The organism is Pseudomonas sp. PDM13, assembly GCF_025685765.1.
Lineage (GTDB): Bacteria > Pseudomonadota > Gammaproteobacteria > Pseudomonadales > Pseudomonadaceae > Metapseudomonas > Metapseudomonas solani.
In genome coordinates this window covers 109,622-128,675 of sequence record NZ_JAOTQU010000022.1, presented here as the reverse complement: position 1 = coordinate 128,675, position 19,054 = coordinate 109,622, and the positions used below count along the sequence as shown (strand labels likewise).

Genomic DNA, 19,054 nt, shown 5'->3' with positions numbered 1-19,054 from the left:
ACCGGCCTGTCACGCCGGGGGTCGCGGGTTCGAGTCCCGTCCGCTGCGCCATATAAAGGAAAGCCCTCAGGTAGAAATACCTGGGGGCTTTTTCTTTGCCTGGAAAAAAGTGCGCCTTGCGCCTGCTCATCGCACCGGGCATTGCCCTGGGTTAATTTTTCGGTCACCCGCGCTCGTTACTCTATTGGCACGTTCCTTGTTTCATTCAGGGGACGACAGAAAAAGGAGAGCGACGATGGATGACTATCAGGAAGAGATTCTCGACTTCCACGCCAGCGAGCAGGACGCGGTGGAACCGGCGGACGACGCCACCGAGATGTGATCAGCCCGCCTGGCGTTGCGCGCGGCGGAATTCCCCGGGGGTGCTGCCACTCCAGCGCTTGAAGGCACGCTGGAAGGCCTCGGCCGAGGCGAAGCCCAGCAGGTAGGCGATTTCCCCGAAGGCCAGCTCGGTGTCGCGGATATAGGCCATGGCCAGGTCGCGGCGGGTGTCATTGAGGATGCTGCGGAACTGCGTGCCTTCCTCGGCCAGCTTGCGCCGCAGGGTCCAGGTCGGCAGTTGCAGGCGTGCGGCCACTTCTTCGAGGTCGGGTTCGCGCCCGTGCAGCAGCGGCCCCAGCAACTGGGTGATGCGCTCGCGCAGGCTGCGGGTGCGGGTGCGCTGCTCCAGATCCTGTTCACAGAGCTCCAGCAACTGCCGCCAGGTGCTGGGGCAATGCTCGCGCCCACGCAGGGCCAGGGTCGGTTGCGACAGGCGCAGCTGATTGGCATTGGCACCGAACTCCACCGGGCAGCCGAACAGCTCGGTGTAGCGCTCGGCATAGTCGGGGGCGGGAAACTCGATCTCCACCTTCTCCACCACCAGCGGCTGGCCCACCAGGGCGCCGAACTGGCAGGCCCAGCTGGCCAGCACGGAGTCCACCACGAAGCGGTTGTAGGCGTTGTAGGGGCTGATGGAATAGAAGCGCAGCCAGGCACCGCCGGCGTCCTCGTGGAAGCTCGATTGGCCCCGGTAGTTGTGGGCATAGAGCGGTTCAAAGCGGATCAGTGTGCGCGCCGCCTCGCGCACGTTGGGCGCCTGCATGGCGGTGACACCGGTGAGGCCGACCTGGCTGAGGCGGCTGATGCGCCCCATGAGCAGGCCCAGGGCCGGGTCGCCGATCAGTTGCATGGCGGCATGGCCCAGGCGCATGTAGCGGGGGATCGACAGGCGCCCACGTGGCTCGGCCAGGCGCGCGGCATCCAGGCCGTACTGGGCGAGCAGGGGGCTTGGGTCCTGGCCGGCCTCGCGCACCGCGTCGGCGAGGTTCTGCACGAAACCCACCGAGAGGTCGCCGAGGCGCACCCGCGTGGGCTTCATAGCCAGATGTTCAACAGCCGGGCGCCACGCCCGGCATCGGCCACGCGGGTTCCGTTGGCATCGGTACCCAGGCCGGGGCCGTCGCTGCCCAGGTCCCACAGCTGGCCGCGCAGGAACACCGTCAGCCCGGCACGGGCGCCGCTGTCCGGCAGGCGCTCGGCCATGGCCAGGCGCTGCCAGGCTTCGCCTTCGCTGAGTTCGCCGGCGCGCAGCTTCACGTCACTCGGCGCCGGTGCGCCGTTATAGCCGTTCCAGGGCTTGCTCCAGCTGCCGTTGCCGCTGAGGAAGGCCGGCACCGCCAGCAGCTCCACACCTTGTTCACGCAGTGCCGCGTAGCCCGCCGGGTACCAGCTGTCGGCGCAGATCAGCACGCCCAGGCGCCCGGCCGGGGTGTCGAGCACCTTGAGTTGTTCGGCGCCTGCGGCGGCGGTGAAGCCCTGTTCGTCTTGGATCGGGTAGAGCTTGCGCTGGGGCTGGCCGATGGGCAGGCCCTTGTGGTCGAACACCAGGCTGACGTTGTACAGCGGGCCGCTTTCGGCGAGCAGGTTGCCGCCTTCGATGCGCGGCTCGGGCAGGAGGATGGAGCCCGCCACCAGGGTGATGCCGAAGTCCCGGGCGAGGCCGCCGAAGAGGGCCTGGTAGTCGCCCGCCATGCGCGTCGCCTTCATGCGGAAGAGTGCATCGACCAAGCGTTGTTCGCCTTCGGCCGCGACTAGTGCGCGGGCCAGTTTCATCGGGTTGGCGGCCGCCAGCCAGAGCATGGCGTCGTCGAGGCTGTGGGCGCTGTAGACCTGGTTCTTCTCGCCAGCGGCCACCAGCCAGGTGCCGATGTGCTCGGGCAGCACGACGATGGTCCGCTCGTTGAGCAGCCCTTCGCTGCGGGCTTTCTCCAGGTAGGCGGCGAGCTTCAGGCGCAGGCGGTCCACACTCTGATAGTCGGCGGCGAAGAGTTCGGGCTGGATGCCCAGCAGGTTGCCGCGCTCGCCGGGCTCGCCGAGGTTGAGGGCAACCTCGCTGCGCAGGTCGGAGAGGTAGTGGCCGACCGGGCGCTCGTCGGTCCAGATCGCATAGCTGACCAGCACGCCGGCGAACAGGGCGGAGGCCAGGACAATCAGCAGTTTGCGCATGGGATTCGGCATTGAGGAATGTGCCGGTCAGGGTAGGGGAGCGCATGGCGCTTGCCAAGTCGCCCTGTGCGTTTGGATCAATAAGTTGTCACTTTCGATCATTGAGCGCGCCCGGCTGGCTGACTATCGTCTGCCCCATAAACCGACCGTGGCCCAAGACGCCGCGGCATTCCGTGAATGCAACGCCCGCTGTGGAGACATCCATGACCGCTTCCGCCTACCCGAACCTGCTCGCGCCCCTCGACCTGGGCTTCACCACCCTGCGCAACCGTACCCTGATGGGCTCCATGCACACCGGCCTGGAAGAGAAGCCCAACGGCTTCGAGCGCATGGCCGCCTACTTCGCCGAGCGTGCCCGTGGCGGCGTCGGCCTGATGGTCACCGGCGGCATCGGCCCGAACGAGGAGGGTGGTGTCTACTCCGGCGCAGCCAAGCTGACCACCGAGGAAGAAGCCGAGAAGCACCGCGTCGTCACCCAGGCGGTGCACGAGGCGGGCGGCAAGATCTGCATGCAGATCCTCCACGCCGGCCGCTATGCCTACAGCCCCAAGTCCGTCGCACCGTCCGCCATCCAGGCACCGATCAACCCGTTCAAGCCCCGCGAGCTGGACGAGGAAGGCATCGAGAAGCAGATCCAGGACTTCGTCACCTGCTCGGTACTGGCGCAGAAGGCCGAATACGACGGCGTCGAGATCATGGGCTCCGAGGGCTACTTCATCAATCAGTTCCTCGCCGCCCACACCAACCAGCGCACCGACCGCTGGGGTGGCAGCTACGAGAACCGCATGCGCCTGCCGGTGGAGATCGTCCGCCGCGTGCGTGAGGCCGTGGGCCCGAACTTCATCATCATCTACCGCCTGTCGATGCTCGACCTGGTGGAAGGCGGCAGCACCTGGGAAGAGATCGTCATCCTGGCCAAGGCCATCGAAGCCGCTGGCGCCACGATCATCAACACCGGCATTGGCTGGCACGAGGCGCGCATCCCCACCATCGCCACCAAGGTGCCGCGTGCTGCCTTCACCAAGGTCACCGCCAAGCTCAAGGGCGAGGTTTCGATCCCGCTGATCACCACCAACCGCATCAACACCCCGGAAGTGGCCGAGCAGGTGCTCGCCGAAGGCGACGCCGACATGGTTTCCATGGCCCGCCCCTTCCTTGCCGACCCGGACTTCGTCAACAAGGCCGCCGAAGGCCGTGCCGACGAGATCAACACCTGCATCGGCTGCAACCAGGCCTGCCTGGACCACACCTTCGGCGGCAAGCTCACCAGCTGCCTGGTCAACCCGCGTGCCTGCCACGAGACCGAGCTCAACTACATCCCGGTGACCCAGGCCAGGAAGATCGCCGTGGTCGGTGCCGGCCCGGCGGGCCTGTCCGCCGCCACCGTGGCCGCCGAGCGCGGCCACCAGGTGACCCTGTTCGACGCCGCCGCCGAGATCGGTGGCCAGTTCAACGTCGCCAAGCGCGTGCCGGGCAAGGAAGAGTTCTACGAGACCCTGCGCTACTTCAAGCGCAAGCTGGAAACCACCGGTGTCGACCTGCGTCTGAATACCCGCGTCAGCGTCGATGACCTGGTCAAGGGCGGCTACGACGAGGTGCTCCTCGCCACCGGCATCGCCCCGCGCACCCCGGAAATCCCCGGCGTCGACAACCCCAAGGTGATCAGCTACCTGGACGCCATCCTGCAGCGCAAGCCGGTGGGCCAGAAGGTCGCGGTGATCGGCGCCGGCGGCATCGGCTTCGACGTCTCCGAGTTCATCACCCATGAAGGCGAGGCCACCAGCCAGGACCGCGACGCGTTCTGGAAGGAGTGGGGCATCGACGGTGACCTGGAGGCCCGTGGTGGCGTTGCCGGGATCAAGGCCCAGCCGCACCCGGCGGCACGCCAGGTGTTCCTGCTGCAGCGCAAGAAATCCAAGGTCGGCGACGGCCTGGGCAAGACCACCGGCTGGATCCACCGCACGGGCCTGAAGAACAAGAACGTGCAGATGCTCAACGCGGTGGAGTACCTGAAGATCGACGACGCCGGCCTGCACATCCGCATCGCCGAAGGCGAGCCGCAAGTGCTGCCGGTGGACACCGTGGTCATCTGCGCCGGCCAGGACCCGCTGCGCGAGCTGCACGACGGCCTGGTCGCCGCCGGCCAGAGCGTGCACCTGATCGGGGGTGCCGATGTGGCGGCGGAACTGGACGCCAAGCGCGCCATCAACCAGGGCTCGCGCCTCGCCGCCGAACTCTGATGGAAAGACGCCCCGCCTCGTGCGGGGCGTTCTGTTTATAGGCTGATAAAAACAAGGAGTAGCCGATGTCCCTCGAAGCCCGATTGAATCCCGCCGTGGCCGCCAGCCTGCAGCGCTGGCACCAGTTCATCGCCAGCCAGGACCTGAGCCAGCTGCCCGAGCTGCTGCACCCGCAGGCGGTGTTCCGCTCGCCCATGGCGCACACGCCCTACCCGGGCGCGCAGGCGGTCAACCTGATCCTCAATACCGTGATCAAGGTGTTCGAGGACTTCGCCTACCACCGCGAACTGGCCAGCGCCGATGGCCTCAGCGTGGTGCTGGAATTCAGTGCCCGGGTCGGTGAGCGCGAGCTGAAGGGTATCGACATGATCCGCTTCGACGAGCAGGGCAAGATCGTTGATTTCGAGGTGATGATCCGCCCGATGAGCGGTCTTGCCGCCCTCGGCGAGGAGATGGGACGCCGTCTGGCGCCCTATCTCGCCGCGATGAAAAGCTGAAAGTCTCCAACCCCATCACATTTTCACTGTGCGCCCGGTCCGCTCCCCGATGGGGGCGGGTCGAGTGCCAACCCAGTCACATTGCCCGTTGCGCTTTTTCCCCTAGACTCCGTGAATCAGGATGTACGCCTGTCTCCCAGGCGTAGCACCACCGACAGGAATGTCACCCGTCCCGCCCAGGGACTCACCGCGTTGGCCTAGAGGGAAACCGATGAGCATGCAGAACAAGCCGCAGATGGTTGAAGCCGTGCTGTTCTTCAATGAGCGTGGCGTCTGCAAGGAAATGCTCTTCCCCGAATTCGAGGCGATGCTCGACGGTGTGGTGAACATGCCCGAGTACGCCGATGAGCAGATGCGCCTGGCGTATGTGCTGATCAACCCCCGTTTGCTGGTCCGTTCCCTGGTGTTCTTCTACCTGGACTTCGACGAGAAGGGCCAGGCCGACACCGGCTGGAACATGCCCCTGCGTCACCTTGCCGAACGCGCCGGCCGCGGCCCCGACCTGGGCGCCGGGCCGATCCGCCTCGCCTGCCGCAGCCAGTGCCCGGTGTCCTGGCACCAGATGCACATGTGGGACCCGAACCTGGCCCCGGGCAGCAATGACCTGGCCCTGGTGCGGGATACCGTCAAGCGCAACGGCCTCGGCCTGATGGTGGAGGACGACCAGCCCCAGGCGGTCGAGCCCCAGCGCCTGCAGATGGCCCCCGAAGACAAGTGGTATGCGCCGCCGGATGCGTCCGCCGAAGTGGCCGAGCAACTGGCGCAGAAGCTGGAGCAGGAACACCGCCTGAAGACCGCGCAGCTGATCAAGCAGCAGCGCCTGCGCATTGCCAGCCTCGGCCAGCAGAACGAAGAGGCTTTGGCCAAATACCGCCTCTCCGCCGAAGAACAGGCGCGCAGCCTGCAGGAGCAGATCCAGGGCCTGCAGCAGAACCTGCGTCAGCAGGAAGAACTCAACGCCGACCTCAAGCGCCAGCTGCTCACCCAGACCGACGGCTTCCAGAAGTCCCGCGAGGAGATGAGCCAGCAGCTGCGTGCGCTGGAGCGTCACGGCCGCACCGAGGTGGACATCCTGCGTTCGCAGTTCGACAGCGAGATGCAGGCCAAGATCGCCGCCGCAGTGATGGACTACAAGGAGCAGATCGCCATCCGCGACGTCGAGCTCGCCTACCGCAACGAGCTGGACGCCCAACTGCAGCAGGAGATCGACCGCCTCAAGCAGGAGCGCGAGCAACTGGTGAACCAGGGGGGCGACCAGATCCTCGAGCGCCTGGCCCGTCTCGGCGTGGTCTTCGTGGTCTATCACCCGGGTGCCGGGCACCTGACCATCCCGCTGCAGGACGTCGCCCGCTACCAGGACAACCCGCTGGCCTATGCGGCGTCCAAGTGCTTCGTCTCCGAGGCCCAGTACCGCCAGTGGCTGACCCACTACCAGCAACCCACCTGCGAAGCGGCCCTGCCCAGCGGCGAGCGTTGCTCCATGCCCATCGACCGGGTGGATTCGCCCAGCCGCTTCGTCGCCGGTGATTCCAACTGCTGCGCGCGCCACAAGGCCAGCAGCCGCTTGCGCACCGTCAGCTGATCTCGCGGCGGGGCGGCGCCTGCCGTATCCTGCCGCTCTTCACCGCTCCGTTGCCGGACTCCGCCTTGCCCCTTCGCTTGCCCGACTGGACGCCCAGTGCCAGCCTCGACCCTATCCGTCTCGATTGGCTCGACCGCGCGTCGGTGAGCCTCGCCCTGTTGCGCCTGGAGCGCATCGATCCGCTGGTGAGCGGCAACAAGTGGTTCAAGCTGGTGCCGCACCTGGCCCGCGCTGCCGAACAGGGCGCCGAGGGCGTGATCAGCCTGGGCGGCGCCCATTCCAACCACCTGCATGCCCTGGCGGCGGCGGGGCGGCGTTTCGGTTTCCCCTGTGTCGGCTTGCTGCGTGGCGAACCCGTGGAGACGCCGACGGTGGTCGACCTGCGCGAGCTGGGCATGGAATTGCACTGGCTCGGCTATGGCGGCTACCGCGCACGCAACCTGCCGGGGTTCTGGGAGCCCTGGGCGGCGCGCTATCCGGGCTTCGTCCAGGTGCCCGAAGGGGGCGGCGGCCTGCCGGGCGCCCTGGGCTGCGCACCGCTGGTGGCGATGATCGACGAACAATTGCCGAGCCTCGGCTGGGGTGACTACGACGCGCTCTGGCTGGCGGCCGGTACCGGCACCACCCTGGCCGGCCTGGTGCTGGGGGAGGGCGGGCGCCACCCGGTGTTCGGTTCCCTGGCGGTGCCGCCTGGCCATGGCGTCGCCGAGCAGGTGCGGGCGTTGCTGGCTGAGGCTGGCGCCGCCGATACCGGCTATCGGTTGCTGGACGCCAGCCGTGGCGGCTTCGCCCGGGTGGATGCCGAGCTGGCGACGACGCTGTTCGACTTCGAGGCCTGCACCGGCATCGAGCTGGACCCGCTCTACACCGCCAAGGCGTTAATAGCGTTGCGCCAGTACGTGGAGGCCGGTTACCTTGCCGCCGGCAGTCGCGTGATCATGTTGCATACCGGTGGCCTGCAAGGCCGTCGAGCCATGTTGCCGCGCCTGTTGCAACTGGCTGGCTACACTGCCACCTCAGCTGATTCCTCAGGATGATGGGATGACCGAACCGCTCAATCCGGACCAACTGCGCAGCCTGACGCCGCTCAATGCCTTGTCCGAGCAGCAGTGGCGCGAGCTGCGCAGCCAACTGGTACCGCAGCCGCTGCTCGCCGGCCAGGCCCTGTTCCGCCGGGGCGACCAGGCGCGGCTGACCTATTACCTGCTGGCCGGTGAACTGCAGCTGCGCGATGCCGATGGTAGCGAGCAGCGTCTGGTCGCCGGCAGCGAAGCCAGCTGCCACCCGCTGTCCCCCAGCCTGCCGCGCCTGCAGGAGGCCCTGGCACTGACCGAAGTCAGCGTGCTGGCCATCGACAGCGCCACTCTGGCGCGCCTGATCACCTGGCGCTCGGCCTATCAGGACCTGCTCCTGCAACTGGACCCGGACGGCGACCAGGAATGGCTGGAACGCCTGCTGGAGAACCCGCTGTTCGCCAAGGTGCCGCCGGCCAACGTGCAGGAGATGGTGGCGCGCCTGCAGCGCATCGAACTGCCCGCCGGCAGCGAAGTGCTGCGCGAGGGCGAGGCGGGGGATTGCTGCTATTTCCTGCAGTCGGGCCGCGCCGAGGTGATCCGTGGTGCCGGCAGCGAGCATCAGGTGCTCGCCGAACTGGATATGGGTGCCTGCTTCGGCGAGGAGGCGTTGCTCTCCGACCGGCCGCGCAACGCCACCGTCACCCTGCTGGAAGATGGCGTGGTGCTGCGCCTGGATCGCCAGGACTTCTTCGCCCTGCTCAAGGCTCCGGTGGTGGACGAAGTGTCCCTCGGCGAGGCGTCGCGCCTGCTGGCCACTGGTGGCCAATGGCTGGACGTGCGCCTGCAGGACGAATACGAGCGCGCCCATGCCCCCCAGGCGCTGAACATGCCCCTGCACCTGCTGCGCCTGAAGGCGCGCCTGCTCGACCGCGAGAAGGACTACCTGTGCTACTGCGACAGCGGCAAGCGCAGCGCCAGCGCGGTGTTCCTCCTCTCCCAGCTGGGCTTCAAGGCCTATGCCCTGCGCGATGGCCTGGATGCACTGCCCGCCGTGCAGCGCGACGCCTTGCTCTGTGAAGACGGCGCCGGTTACCTGGCCCGTTCCGGCGGGCGGACCGAGCGCAGCCGGTAAACCCGGTTTCCAGGGTTCGCCTTATCGCGAATAAATTCGCTCCCACGGGTGCAGGCCGGGCTCGCTTGCCGTAGGAGCGAGCTCTGCTCGCGAATAGCTGTCGGGTTGCTCCCGGCCTACATGCTGGCAAGCTTCCAGCTTCTCGCTCTCAGCCTCCCACCGTCTGCGGCCAGCGATCGCTGACCAGGAACACCCGCTCCCGCTCTTCCCATCGATCCCCCGCATCCTCCAGGCGTACCAGCATGCGTGCGGGGGCGTCTGCAGGGAGTTCCAGCAGCCAGCGCTCCAACCGCTCGCGAGGCCAGAGGTCCGCAGGTTCGCACAGCGCGGGCGCCAGCCAGGAGTGGCGCTCCAGGGGTTGCCAGGCGGCCTCGGGGCTTTGCGTGAGAAAGTCGGTGATTTCGCTACGCCGTAGCCAGCGCCCGCGCAGGTGTTCGCCGAGGGCGCCCTGGGGCGCGGTGCAGTCACCGGGCCAGGGGTAGAAGAGGTAGCCACCCAGCCACAGTTCGGCGCTGGCCGGCCAGGCGCCGAGTTCCTCCAGCAGCGGGCGGCATTCCGGGTTGGAGGAGAGTGGCAGCTGGTGCTGGGCGAGGTGTTCGAGCTTGAGGTCGAGGCGGTCCAGGCTGCCCGGGCCGAGCCACTGCGAGGCATTTTCGCCCTGGCCATGGCGGGGTCCCAGGTAGAGCTTGATGGCCAGCTCCAGGTGATGCACGCCTTCCTCGTCCTGCAGCAACAGGTCCAGCTCACCGAGGGTCTGGCCGGCCACCCGCACCGGCAGGTTGGCACCCAGCAGGCGGATGCCCGGCGCGTGCACCAGGGCGAACTGCCAGAGGCGCTCGTAATAGAGGCCGAGGCGCCGGCTGGAGCCCAGGCTCAGCCAGTGCTCCAGCTCGGCGGGCGCGGCGTCCTGCTGTTCCAGCCAGGCCACCAGGCGCGCCGGTTCGGCGGCCCAGGTGCTGGCGCTGAGCGGATGGCGCTGGCACCAGGACGCCTGGGCCAGCAGGGGCGGTGACAGCAGCACCCAGGCCAGGTCACGCACGACGTTCTGGCGCAAATGGCGGGGCAGGGCGGCGAGGGCGGCGAAGGGATGCATGCTGCGAGCATAGTCGAGGCTGGTTTGCCGCTGTCACGGGCTTTCGCCCATAATCCGAGCATTCCACCCCGTTGCAGAGCCCTGCTGGAGCCCCATGGAGCAATTCCGCAATATCGGCATCATCGGTCGCCTGGGCAGCCCCCATGTGCTCGATACCATCCGCCGCCTGAAACGATTCCTGCTGGACCGCCACCTGCATGTGATCCTCGAAGACACCATCGCCGAAGTCCTCCCGGGCCACGGCCTGCAGACCTCCTCGCGAAAGATTCTCGGCGAGGTCTGCGACATGGTCATCGTGGTCGGCGGCGACGGCAGCATGCTCGGCGCCGCCCGCGCCTTGGCCCGCCACAACGTGCCGGTGCTGGGCATCAACCGGGGCAGCCTGGGCTTCCTCACCGACATCAAGCCGGACGAGCTGGAGATCAAGGTCGCCGAGGTGCTCGACGGCCAGTATCTGGTGGAGAGCCGCTTCCTGCTGGAGGCCGAGGTGCGCCGCCACGGCGAGGCCATCGGCCAGGGCGACGCGCTCAACGACGTGGTGCTGCACCCCGGCAAGTCGACCAAGATGATCGAGTTCGAACTGCACATCGACGGCCAGTTCGTCTGCAGCCAGAAGGCCGACGGTTTGATCGTCGCCACGCCCACCGGCTCCACCGCCTACGCGCTGTCCGCCGGCGGGCCGATCATGCACCCGAAGCTGGACGCCATCGGCGTGGTGCCCATGTACCCGCACACCCTGTCCAGCCGCCCGATCGTGGTCGACAGCAACAGCGAACTGAAGATCGTGGTCTCGCCGGACATGCAGATCTACCCGCTGGTGTCCTGCGACGGCCAGAACCATTTCACCTGCGCCCCCGGTGACACCATCACGGTGGCCAAGAAGCCGCAGAAGCTGCGCCTGATCCACCCGCTGGACCACAACTACTACGAGGTCTGCCGCACCAAGCTGGGTTGGGGCAGCCGCCTGGGTGGTGGCGACTGATGAACCTCGACGCCGTGCGCGGCTACGACCTGATCGGCGATGTGCACGGCTGCGCGCGCACCCTGGAGCGTTTGCTCGATCGCCTCGGTTACCGCAAGCACGGCGACGTCTGGCAGCACCCCCGGCGCATGGCGCTGTTCCTCGGCGACATCATCGACCGCGGCCCGCGCATCCGCGAGGCGCTGCACCTGGTCCACGCCATGGTCGAGGCCGGGCAGGCGCGCTGCATCATGGGCAACCACGAGTTCAATGCCATCGGCTGGAGCACCCCGGCGGCGCCTGGCAGCGGGCGCCAGTTCGTCCATGAACACACGCCGCGCCACGCGCGCCTGCTCAAGGAGACCCTGGAGCAGTTCGAGGGCCACCCGGGCGACTGGCGTGATTTCCTCGGCTGGTTCCAGGAGCTGCCGTTGTTCATCGACGGCGGCCACTTCCGCATGGTCCACGCCTGCTGGGACAACGAACTGATCGAGCCACTGCGCACCCTGCACCCCGATGGCCGGGTCGACGAAGCCTTCATCAAGGCCGCCGCCGAGCGCGGCAGCTTTGCCTTCCGCGTGTTCAACCGGCTGCTGCGCGGCACCGACATGCCGTTGCCCAGCGGCATGACCCTGACCGGCAGCGACGGCTTCACCCGCTCGGTGTTCCGCACCAAGTTCTGGGAGGAAGACCCGCAGACCTACGGCGACGTGGTCTTCCAGCCCGATGCGTTGCCCGAGCAGGTGGCCCGCCAACCGCTCTCGGCGGCGCAGAAATCCGCGCTGCTCAACTACGGCGCCGACGAGCCGCTGCTGTTCGTCGGCCACTACTGGCGCCGGGGCCGCCCGGCACCGATCCGCCCCAATCTCGCCTGCCTCGACTACAGCGCGGTGATGTACGGCAAGCTGGTGGCCTACCGGCTGGATGCCGAAACCCGGCTGGACCCGGACAAGTTCGTCTGGGTCGAGGTGGAGCGCCCGGAAGCGCCGCATTGAGCGGCGCCCGCCCTGAATCGTTCAATGGAGTCCTCGCGCACTATGGATGACGCGACACTGGTTCAACTGGAGGCGGCGCTGTCGGCGTCTCCCGACAACGACGCACTGCTGGCGCTGCTGCTGCCGGCCTGGATCGAGCGCAACGAATGCGCCCGGGGCCTGGCCTTCCTGCCCGAGGGGCTCGCCACCCGTCTCGATGCCACGGCGCTGCGCCAGCAAGCCGCGCGCCTGTGCCTGGGTGCCGGTGAAGCCGAGCGGGCGTTGGCCCTGCTGGGCGGTGACGAGCCGGCCGAGCGCCTGCTGCGTGCCCGCGCCTTGGCCGACCTGGAGCGCCGCGAGGAAGGCCTGCGCGAGTACCGCGCTGCGGTGGAGGCCAGCCCGGCGCTGGAGGACGTCGCCCTGCAGCGCCGCCTCAATGCTTCGGTGGTGGACTTCCGCGGCGGCGAAGGGCGCCCGCGCTTGCGTGTCATCTCCAACGACGACACCGACAAGGCCGAGACCACCCGCCTGCTGACGCCGAACGCCGAGACCCTCACCTTCGACGATGTCGGCGGCCTCGACGAGCTGAAGAAGACCATCCACAAGAAGATCATCTTGCCGTACCAGAAGCCGGGGCTATTCCAGCGCTTCCGCAAGCGCGTCGGTGGCGGCATCCTGCTCTACGGTCCACCGGGCTGCGGCAAGACCATGCTGGCCCGCGCCACGGCGGGGGAGTGCAAGGCGACCTTCCTCAACGTCGCCATTTCCGATGTGCTGGACATGTACATCGGCGAGTCCGAGCGCAAGCTCCACGCCCTGTTCGAGGAAGCCCGGGCCAAGGCGCCGGCGGTGCTCTTCTTCGATGAGGTGGAGGCCCTGGGCGGGCGCCGTACCAACACCCGCGAAGCCACTTCGTCCAAGCTGGTGAGCCAGTTCCTCACCGAGATGGACGGCTTCGCCCAGTCCAACCACGGCGTGCTGATTCTTGCCGCCACCAACGTGCCCTGGTCGGTGGACGCCGCCTTCCGCCGTCCCGGCCGTTTCGACCGGGTGCTGTTCGTGCCGCCGCCGGACCGCCCCGCACGCGCCAGCCTGCTGCGCATGCTGATGGCTGACCGGCCCAGCGAAGGGGAGATCGACTACGAGTTCCTCGCCCGCAGCACCTCGGGCTTCTCCGGCGCCGACCTGCGCGAGCTGGTGGAGACGGCGGTGGACGAGGCCATCGAGGAATCCATCGCCGAAGGCCGCGAGCAGCCGGTGACCGACCGCCACCTCAAGGCGGCCCTCAAGGAGGTACGTGCCACCACCCTGGAATGGCTGACCACCGCGCGCAACTACGCGCGCTATTCCAACGAGGGCGGCCAGTACGACGAGGTGCTGGCCTTCCTCGACAAGCACGGCAAGGGGCGCTGATGGACAACCGCAACCTCTATCGGCTGGACGACGAACCCCGCCCCGGCGCCTTGGCGCGCCTGGCAGTGGAGCCGCTGTGGCCGCTGCTGGGCCTGATGCTGGGCGGCGCCTGGCTGGGCCTGCCCTGGTTCGTGCTCAACGGCATGGCCGTGGGCAGCCCGACACGCGTCCGTGAGGCGGCACTGGCCGCCATCGGCCTGCTGGGCAGCCTGGGCCTGGCCTTCGGCCTGCTCTACCTGTGGCAGGGCGGCATCCTCGACAAGGGTAGCCTGCAGTACGCGATGCTGGTGCTGGTGGTGTGGAAGCTGGCCATCGGCTACGCGCTGTTCGTCATGCAGGCCTCCACCATCGAGCTCTACCAGTACTACGGCGGCGTGCTCAATCGCTTCGGCCTGCCGGTGGTCTTGCTCGGAGCCTTCTTCCTGCGTGGGCTGGTGCTCAACCTGTTGCCCTTCACCCTCTGGTTCCTGGTGCTCAGCTGATGAATGAAACCAACCTGCTGCACCTGGCTTATCAGCGCCTGCAGAGCGGCCATGCCGAGGGTGCGATCAACAGCCTGCGACAACTGCTCAGCGATGACCCGGAGCACGCCGAGGCCCATGCCTTGCTCGCCCTGTGCCTGCTGCTGATGCGCCGCGCCTACGCCGCCGAGCGCGAAGCCGGGCTGGCCCTGGCGGCCGACCCGCAACTGGAGTTCGCCCACTACGTCGCGGCCCGCGTGGCCATGGCGCGGCGGCGCTTCAAGCTGGCCGAGAAGCACCTGGACCAGGTGCTGGAGATGAACCCCCAGGAAGCCGGCTACCACCTGGCCCGCGCCGAACTCGCCGACCTGATGGGCCGTCGTGCCCAGCAGCTGCCGAGCCTGCAGCGGGCCCTGGAGCTGGCGCCGGACAACCCCGACTGCCTGGCCGCCCTGGCCCACTACCATCGCCTGCGCGGCGAGGTGGAGCCGGCGGAGCGCTACGCCCGCGAGGCGCTGCAACTGCGCGCCGATCATCCCGGCGCCATCGTCACCATGGGCCACCTGCTGCTGCGCCGGGGTGACCTGCAAGGCGCTCGGGAGCATGCGATCTGGGCCCTGCGCGAGAACGCCAACGACGTTGCCGCGCTCTACCTGATGTCCGCCGTCAAGGCGCGCAGCAACCCCTTCATGGGGCTCTGGTGGCGCTATAACTCGTGGATGTCCGAGCTGGGGCCGACCCGCTCGATCATCGTGCTGCTGGGCATGTTCGTGCTCTACCGGGTGGTGGTGATCGCCAGCAACCAGAACGGCCACGAGACGCTGGCCCAGGCCATCGAATGGGCCTGGCTGGGCTTCGTGGTGTACAGCTTCGCCGGGCCGCAGATATTCCGCCGCTCGCTGGAGAAGGAGTTGGAGCAGGTGAAGCTGTCACGCGACTTCTGATTTCCGAGTCCTCTTAGGTGTTGGTGCACTGACCGGCGTCGGTGCGCAATGCCGGCGGGGCCGCTAGAATGTGCGCTCGTTTCCGCCGCCCTTCAGGAAGTCACCGTGTCCGATTTCGCCAAGCTGATCAGCAACATCACCGAGGATGTCTACCAGAGCCTCAAGCTCGCCGTGGAGATCGGCAAGTGGTCCGACGGCCGCAAGCTGACCCAGGAGCAGAAGGAGCTCAGCCTGCAGGCGGTCATCGCCTGGGAGCTGAAGAACCTTCCGGAGGAAGAGCGCACCGGCTACATGGGCCCGCAGGAGTGCGGCTCCAAGTCCGAGAAGATCGAGAACATCCTCTTCAAGTCCGACTCGATCCACTGATGAGCGAGTCCACCATGCAGGAACTGGGGCGCGGTGCGCTGAGCAAGATGTCGGCGCAACTGGGGTCACCGGTCGTGCAGTACGCTTTCCGCCTGGGCGATGAACAGGTGGCGGTCAACCCGCTGCTGGGCCGGCGCATCCGCCTGGAGTTCCTCGGCGCCATCCATTGCTCCCATTGCGGGCGCAAGACCAAGAAGAGCTTCGCCCAGGGCTACTGCTACCCCTGCTTCACCAAACTGGCCCAGTGCGACAGCTGCATCATGAGCCCGGAGCGCTGCCACTACGACGCCGGCACCTGCCGCGAGCCGGCCTGGGGCGAGTCGTTCTGCATGACCGATCACGTGGTCTACCTGGCCAACTCATCGGGCATCAAGGTGGGCATCACCCGCGCCACCCAGGTGCCGACCCGCTGGATCGACCAAGGCGCCCGCCAGGCCTTGCCGATCATGCGCGTCGCCACCCGCCAGCAGTCCGGCTTGGTGGAGGACCTGCTGCGCAGCCAGGTGGCCGATCGCACCAACTGGCGCGCCTTGCTCAAGGGCGAGGCTGAGGCGCTGGACCTGCCCGCGGTGCGTGAAGCGATATTCGAAGCCTGCGACGCCGGCATCCAGGCGCTGCAGCAGCGCTTCGGCCTGCAGTCGGTGCGGAAGATCGAGGACATCGAGCCGCTGGAGATCAGCTACCCCGTCGAGGCCTACCCGACCAAGGTGGTGAGCCTCGATCTGGACAAGACGCCGGTGGTGGAGGGTACCCTGCGCGGTATCAAGGGCCAGTACCTGATCCTCGACACCGGGGTCATCAACATCCGCAAGTTCACGGCCTACCAGGTGGTGGCGAGCAGCGAGCCGTAAGGCTGCACCGCCCCGCCCGGCAGGGTCACACACCGCAGCCGGGGCATGGCGCCCGGGCTGCCTCGGAGAGGCAAGCATGCGAACCGAACAACCGAAAGTCATCCACCTCAAGGACTATCAGGCGCCGGACTACCTGATCGACGAGACCACCCTGACCTTCGAGCTGCACGAGGACCACACCCTGGTCCACGCCCAACTGGTGATGCGCCGCAACCCGGAGCGCGCCAACGGCAGCCTGCCCGCGCTGGTGCTGGACGGCCAGCAACTGGAGCTGCTGGCGCTGTCCATGGACGACCGCGAGCTCGGCGCCGCCGACTACCAACTGACCGACAGCCACCTGACCCTGCAGCCCGTCGCCGACTCCTTTACCCTCGACAGCACGGTGCGCATCCACCCCGAGAGCAACACCGCACTGGAAGGCCTGTACAAGTCCGGCAGCATGTTCTGCACCCAGTGCGAAGCCGAAGGCTTCCGCAAGATCACCTACTACCTCGACCGCCCGGACGTGATGAGCAAGTTCACCACCACCCTGAGCGCCGAACAGCATCGCTATCCGGTGCTGCTGTCCAACGGCAACCCGGTGGCCAGCGGAGCGGAGGAGGGCGGTCGCCACTGGGCGACCTGGGAAGACCCGTTCAAGAAGCCGGCCTACCTGTTCGCCCTGGTGGCGGGCGACCTCTGGTGCGTGGAAGACGTCTTCACCACCATGAGCCAGCGTGACGTGACCCTGCGCATCTATGTCGAGCCGGAGAACATCGACAAGGTGCAGCACGCCATGGACAGCCTGAAGAAGTCCATGCGCTGGGACGAGGAGGTCTACGGTCGCGAGTACGACCTGGACATCTTCATGATCGTCGCGGTCAACGACTTCAACATGGGCGCCATGGAGAACAAGGGGCTCAACATCTTCAACTCCAGCTGCGTGCTGGCCAGGGCGGAAACCGCTACCGACGCCGCCCACCAGCGGGTCGAGGCCGTCGTGGCCCACGAATACTTTCATAACTGGTCGGGCAATCGTGTCACCTGTCGCGACTGGTTCCAGCTGTCGCTGAAGGAAGGCTTCACCGTGTTCCGCGACGCGGAGTTTTCCGCCGACATGAACTCGCGCACGGTCAAGCGCGTCGAGGACGTGGCCTTCCTGCGCACCAACCAGTTCGCCGAGGACGCCGGCCCCATGGCCCACCCGGTGCGCCCGGACTCGTTCATCGAGATCTCCAACTTCTACACCCTGACCGTCTACGAGAAGGGTTCGGAAGTGGTACGCATGATCCACACCCTGCTGGGCGCCGAAGGCTTCCGCAAGGGCTCCGACCTGTACTTCGAGCGCCACGACGGCCAGGCCGTGACCTGCGATGACTTCATCAAGGCCATGGAGGACGCCAACGGCGTCGACCTCACCCAGTTCAAGCGCTGGTACAGCCAGGCCGGCACTCCGCGCCTCGCCGTCGAGGAAGCCTTCGACGCCGCGGCCAAGACCTACAGCCTGACCTTCCGCCAGAGCTGCCCGGCCACCCCCGGCCAGGCCGAGAAGCTGCCCTTCGTCATCCCCGTGGAACTGGGCCTGCTGGACGCTGCGGGCAACGACCTGCCGCTGCGCCTCGCCGGCGAAGACAAGGCCCAGGGCGGCAACCGGGTGCTCTCGGTGACCGAGGCCGAGCAGACCTTCACCTTCGTCGACATCGCCGAGAAGCCGCTGCCGTCGCTGCTACGCGGGCTGTCCGCCCCGGTGAAGCTGAGCTTCCCCTACGGCCGTGACCAGTTGATGTTCCTCATGCAGCACGACAGCGACGGCTTCAATCGCTGGGACGCGGGCCAGCAGCTCTCCGTGCAGGTGTTGCAGGAGCTGATCGGCCAGCACCAGCGTGGCGAGGCCCTGGCGCTGGATACCCGCCTGCTGCTGGCCTTCCGCACCCTGCTGGAGGATGAGTCGCTGGACCAGGCGATGGTCGCCGAGATGCTCTCGCTGCCCAGCGAGGCGTACCTGACCGAGATCAGCGAGGTGGCCGACGTCGATGCCATCCACGCCGCCCGCGAGTTCACCCGTCGTTCGATCAGTGACGCGCTGTTCCCGCAACTGCTGGCGCGCTACCAGGCCAATCGTGCCATCTCGCGGGAGACGCCCTATGTCGCCTCCGCCGAGCACTTCGCCCGGCGCACCCTGCAGAACATCGCGCTGTCCTATCTGATGCTCAGTGGCAAGGCCGAGATCCTCGACGCCTGCCTGGAGCAGTTCGAAGCCTGTGACAACATGACCGAACGCCTCACCGCGCTCTCGGTGCTGGTCAATTCCGGCTTCGAGGCGGAGAAGGCCAAGGCTTTGGCGGGCTTCGCCGAGCACTTCAAGGACAACCCGTTGGTAATGGACCAGTGGTTCAGCGTCCAGGCCGGCAGCACCCTGCCAGGTGGCCTGGAGCGGGTGCAGGCACTGATGGGCCACAAGGCCTTCACCCTGAAGAACCCCAACAAGGTGCGTGCGCTGATCGGCGCCTTCGCCAACCAGAACCTGGTGAACTTCCACCGGGCCGATGGTGCCGGCTATCGCTTCCTCGCCGATCACGTCATCACCCTCAACGCGCTGAACCCGCAGATCGCTTCGCGCCAGCTGGCGCCGCTGACCCGCTGGCGCAAGTACGACGAGGCGCGGCAAAAGCTGATGCGCGCCGAGCTGGAACGCATCCTCGCCTCCGGCGAACTGTCCAGCGACGTCTATGAAGTGCTGAGCAAGAGCCTGGCCTGACCCCTCCCCGGAACCGCGCTCGCGGTTCCGCTGCCGTTTCCCTGGCGTCAACAAGTGTTACTGGCAATCTGCCGGTAACACTTTTTTGTTACTCAAAGGAATAACCTCTCGAACGTTGCGGCGTAAATGACCTGTTCCATGGCATTTCCTGCTTGACGGGGTGATCGAGGTATGAGCGCGCAAGCGCTATAGGTGTGGTTTTGAGTGACAAATCGAGCCAGCTTGTAGGACAAAATCGGCCGATTCGTCGGATTTGATCAGTGGATGATCAGTCACTCGTTTGAAAATTATCTGTCCCTT

Annotated in this window: 16 protein-coding genes; 13 read left to right on the top strand and 3 right to left on the bottom strand. The window is 67.1% G+C overall.

The features are described 5' to 3' along the window. Nucleotides 1-322: 322 nt before the first annotated feature. Nucleotides 323-1,360 (bottom strand): AraC family transcriptional regulator, encoded by a 1,038-nt coding sequence (locus tag OEJ36_RS22035; RefSeq protein ID WP_263403362.1) that lies wholly within the window; start codon nucleotides 1,358-1,360, stop codon nucleotides 323-325. Beyond that, nucleotides 1,357-2,487, bottom strand: a complete 1,131-nt coding sequence (locus OEJ36_RS22030) for a carbon-nitrogen hydrolase family protein (protein ID WP_263403361.1) — start codon at nucleotides 2,485-2,487, stop codon at nucleotides 1,357-1,359. The genes OEJ36_RS22035 and OEJ36_RS22030 overlap by 4 nt, the downstream gene beginning before the upstream one ends. Nucleotides 2,488-2,690: 203 nt before the next feature. On the opposite strand from OEJ36_RS22030, the gene OEJ36_RS22025 reads away from it, so the two are divergent. From OEJ36_RS22025 to OEJ36_RS22005, 5 genes are all read left to right on the top strand, one after another. After that, nucleotides 2,691-4,727: an NADPH-dependent 2,4-dienoyl-CoA reductase gene (locus OEJ36_RS22025; RefSeq protein ID WP_263403360.1), complete on the top strand. Its 2,037-nt coding sequence runs from the start codon at nucleotides 2,691-2,693 to the stop codon at nucleotides 4,725-4,727. A gap of 65 nt (nucleotides 4,728-4,792) precedes the next feature. Then, nucleotides 4,793-5,224 (top strand): nuclear transport factor 2 family protein, encoded by a 432-nt coding sequence (locus OEJ36_RS22020; protein ID WP_021217400.1) that lies wholly within the window; start codon nucleotides 4,793-4,795, stop codon nucleotides 5,222-5,224. A 211-nt stretch (nucleotides 5,225-5,435) separates the two neighbouring features. Then, nucleotides 5,436-6,806, top strand: coding sequence for a chromosome partitioning protein ParA (locus tag OEJ36_RS22015; RefSeq protein ID WP_263403359.1), 1,371 nt, complete (start codon nucleotides 5,436-5,438; stop codon nucleotides 6,804-6,806). 65 nt (nucleotides 6,807-6,871) lie between these two features. After that, nucleotides 6,872-7,843, top strand: coding sequence for a 1-aminocyclopropane-1-carboxylate deaminase/D-cysteine desulfhydrase (locus OEJ36_RS22010; protein WP_263403358.1), 972 nt, complete (start codon nucleotides 6,872-6,874; stop codon nucleotides 7,841-7,843). Nucleotides 7,844-7,847: 4 nt separating this feature from the next. Next, entirely contained in the window at nucleotides 7,848-8,954 is a 1,107-nt protein-coding gene (locus OEJ36_RS22005; protein ID WP_263403357.1) for a cyclic nucleotide-binding domain-containing protein, read from the top strand. 148 nt (nucleotides 8,955-9,102) lie between these two features. On the opposite strand, the gene OEJ36_RS22000 is transcribed toward OEJ36_RS22005, so the two are convergent. Next, nucleotides 9,103-10,047 (bottom strand): DUF1853 family protein, encoded by a 945-nt coding sequence (locus OEJ36_RS22000; protein ID WP_263403356.1) that lies wholly within the window; start codon nucleotides 10,045-10,047, stop codon nucleotides 9,103-9,105. A 94-nt stretch (nucleotides 10,048-10,141) separates the two neighbouring features. Here OEJ36_RS22000 and OEJ36_RS21995 point away from each other — a divergent pair, with 94 nt between their 5' ends. From OEJ36_RS21995 to pepN, 8 genes are all read left to right on the top strand, one after another. After that, complete coding sequence (locus tag OEJ36_RS21995) at nucleotides 10,142-11,029, top strand: NAD(+) kinase (protein ID WP_263403355.1); 888 nt, start codon at nucleotides 10,142-10,144, stop codon at nucleotides 11,027-11,029. Next, nucleotides 11,029-12,003: a metallophosphoesterase gene (locus OEJ36_RS21990; protein WP_263403354.1), complete on the top strand. Its 975-nt coding sequence runs from the start codon at nucleotides 11,029-11,031 to the stop codon at nucleotides 12,001-12,003. Before OEJ36_RS21995 ends, OEJ36_RS21990 begins: the two co-directional genes overlap by 1 nt. A 42-nt stretch (nucleotides 12,004-12,045) precedes the next feature. Further along, a complete protein-coding gene (locus OEJ36_RS21985) occupies nucleotides 12,046-13,395 on the top strand; it encodes an ATP-binding protein (protein WP_263403353.1) in 1,350 nt (449 codons plus the stop codon). Then, the gene (locus tag OEJ36_RS21980; RefSeq protein WP_263403352.1) at nucleotides 13,395-13,877 is read left to right on the top strand and encodes a hypothetical protein; all 483 of its coding nucleotides are present in this window, start codon (nucleotides 13,395-13,397) and stop codon (nucleotides 13,875-13,877) included. The genes OEJ36_RS21985 and OEJ36_RS21980 overlap by 1 nt, the downstream gene beginning before the upstream one ends. Further along, nucleotides 13,877-14,800 carry a tetratricopeptide repeat protein gene (locus OEJ36_RS21975; RefSeq protein ID WP_263403351.1) on the top strand — a complete coding sequence of 308 codons (924 nt, stop codon included), beginning with the start codon at nucleotides 13,877-13,879 and terminating at the stop codon, nucleotides 14,798-14,800. Before OEJ36_RS21980 ends, OEJ36_RS21975 begins: the two co-directional genes overlap by 1 nt. Nucleotides 14,801-14,905: 105 nt before the next feature. Beyond that, nucleotides 14,906-15,166, top strand: a complete 261-nt coding sequence (locus OEJ36_RS21970; RefSeq protein WP_021217390.1) for a YeaC family protein — start codon at nucleotides 14,906-14,908, stop codon at nucleotides 15,164-15,166. Nucleotides 15,167-15,180: 14 nt separating this feature from the next. Further along, nucleotides 15,181-16,017, top strand: a complete 837-nt coding sequence (locus tag OEJ36_RS21965) for a DUF2797 domain-containing protein (RefSeq protein WP_263403365.1) — start codon at nucleotides 15,181-15,183, stop codon at nucleotides 16,015-16,017. A gap of 76 nt (nucleotides 16,018-16,093) precedes the next feature. Continuing rightward, nucleotides 16,094-18,754, top strand: coding sequence for an aminopeptidase N (gene pepN / locus OEJ36_RS21960; protein WP_263403350.1), 2,661 nt, complete (start codon nucleotides 16,094-16,096; stop codon nucleotides 18,752-18,754). Nucleotides 18,755-19,054: the final 300 nt, after the last annotated feature.

Bases quoted from the DNA above. Each gene is read 5' to 3' on its own strand.
- OEJ36_RS21985 (WP_263403353.1), top strand. From the start codon at position 12,046: ATGGATGACGCGACACTGGTTCAACTGGAGGCGGCGCTGTCGGCGTCT.
- OEJ36_RS21995 (WP_263403355.1), top strand. From the start codon at position 10,142: ATGGAGCAATTCCGCAATATCGGCATCATCGGTCGCCTGGGCAGCCCC.
- OEJ36_RS21980 (WP_263403352.1), top strand. From the start codon at position 13,395: ATGGACAACCGCAACCTCTATCGGCTGGACGACGAACCCCGCCCCGGC.
- OEJ36_RS22005 (WP_263403357.1), top strand. From the start codon at position 7,848: ATGACCGAACCGCTCAATCCGGACCAACTGCGCAGCCTGACGCCGCTC.
- pepN (WP_263403350.1), top strand. From the start codon at position 16,094: ATGCGAACCGAACAACCGAAAGTCATCCACCTCAAGGACTATCAGGCG.
- OEJ36_RS21965 (WP_263403365.1), top strand. From the start codon at position 15,181: ATGCAGGAACTGGGGCGCGGTGCGCTGAGCAAGATGTCGGCGCAACTG.
- OEJ36_RS22015 (WP_263403359.1), top strand. From the start codon at position 5,436: ATGAGCATGCAGAACAAGCCGCAGATGGTTGAAGCCGTGCTGTTCTTC.
- OEJ36_RS22035 (WP_263403362.1), bottom strand. From the start codon at position 1,360: ATGAAGCCCACGCGGGTGCGCCTCGGCGACCTCTCGGTGGGTTTCGTG.
- OEJ36_RS21990 (WP_263403354.1), top strand. From the start codon at position 11,029: ATGAACCTCGACGCCGTGCGCGGCTACGACCTGATCGGCGATGTGCAC.
- OEJ36_RS22030 (WP_263403361.1), bottom strand. From the start codon at position 2,487: ATGCGCAAACTGCTGATTGTCCTGGCCTCCGCCCTGTTCGCCGGCGTG.
- OEJ36_RS22000 (WP_263403356.1), bottom strand. From the start codon at position 10,047: ATGCATCCCTTCGCCGCCCTCGCCGCCCTGCCCCGCCATTTGCGCCAG.
- OEJ36_RS21975 (WP_263403351.1), top strand. From the start codon at position 13,877: ATGAATGAAACCAACCTGCTGCACCTGGCTTATCAGCGCCTGCAGAGC.
- OEJ36_RS22025 (WP_263403360.1), top strand. From the start codon at position 2,691: ATGACCGCTTCCGCCTACCCGAACCTGCTCGCGCCCCTCGACCTGGGC.
- OEJ36_RS22020 (WP_021217400.1), top strand. From the start codon at position 4,793: ATGTCCCTCGAAGCCCGATTGAATCCCGCCGTGGCCGCCAGCCTGCAG.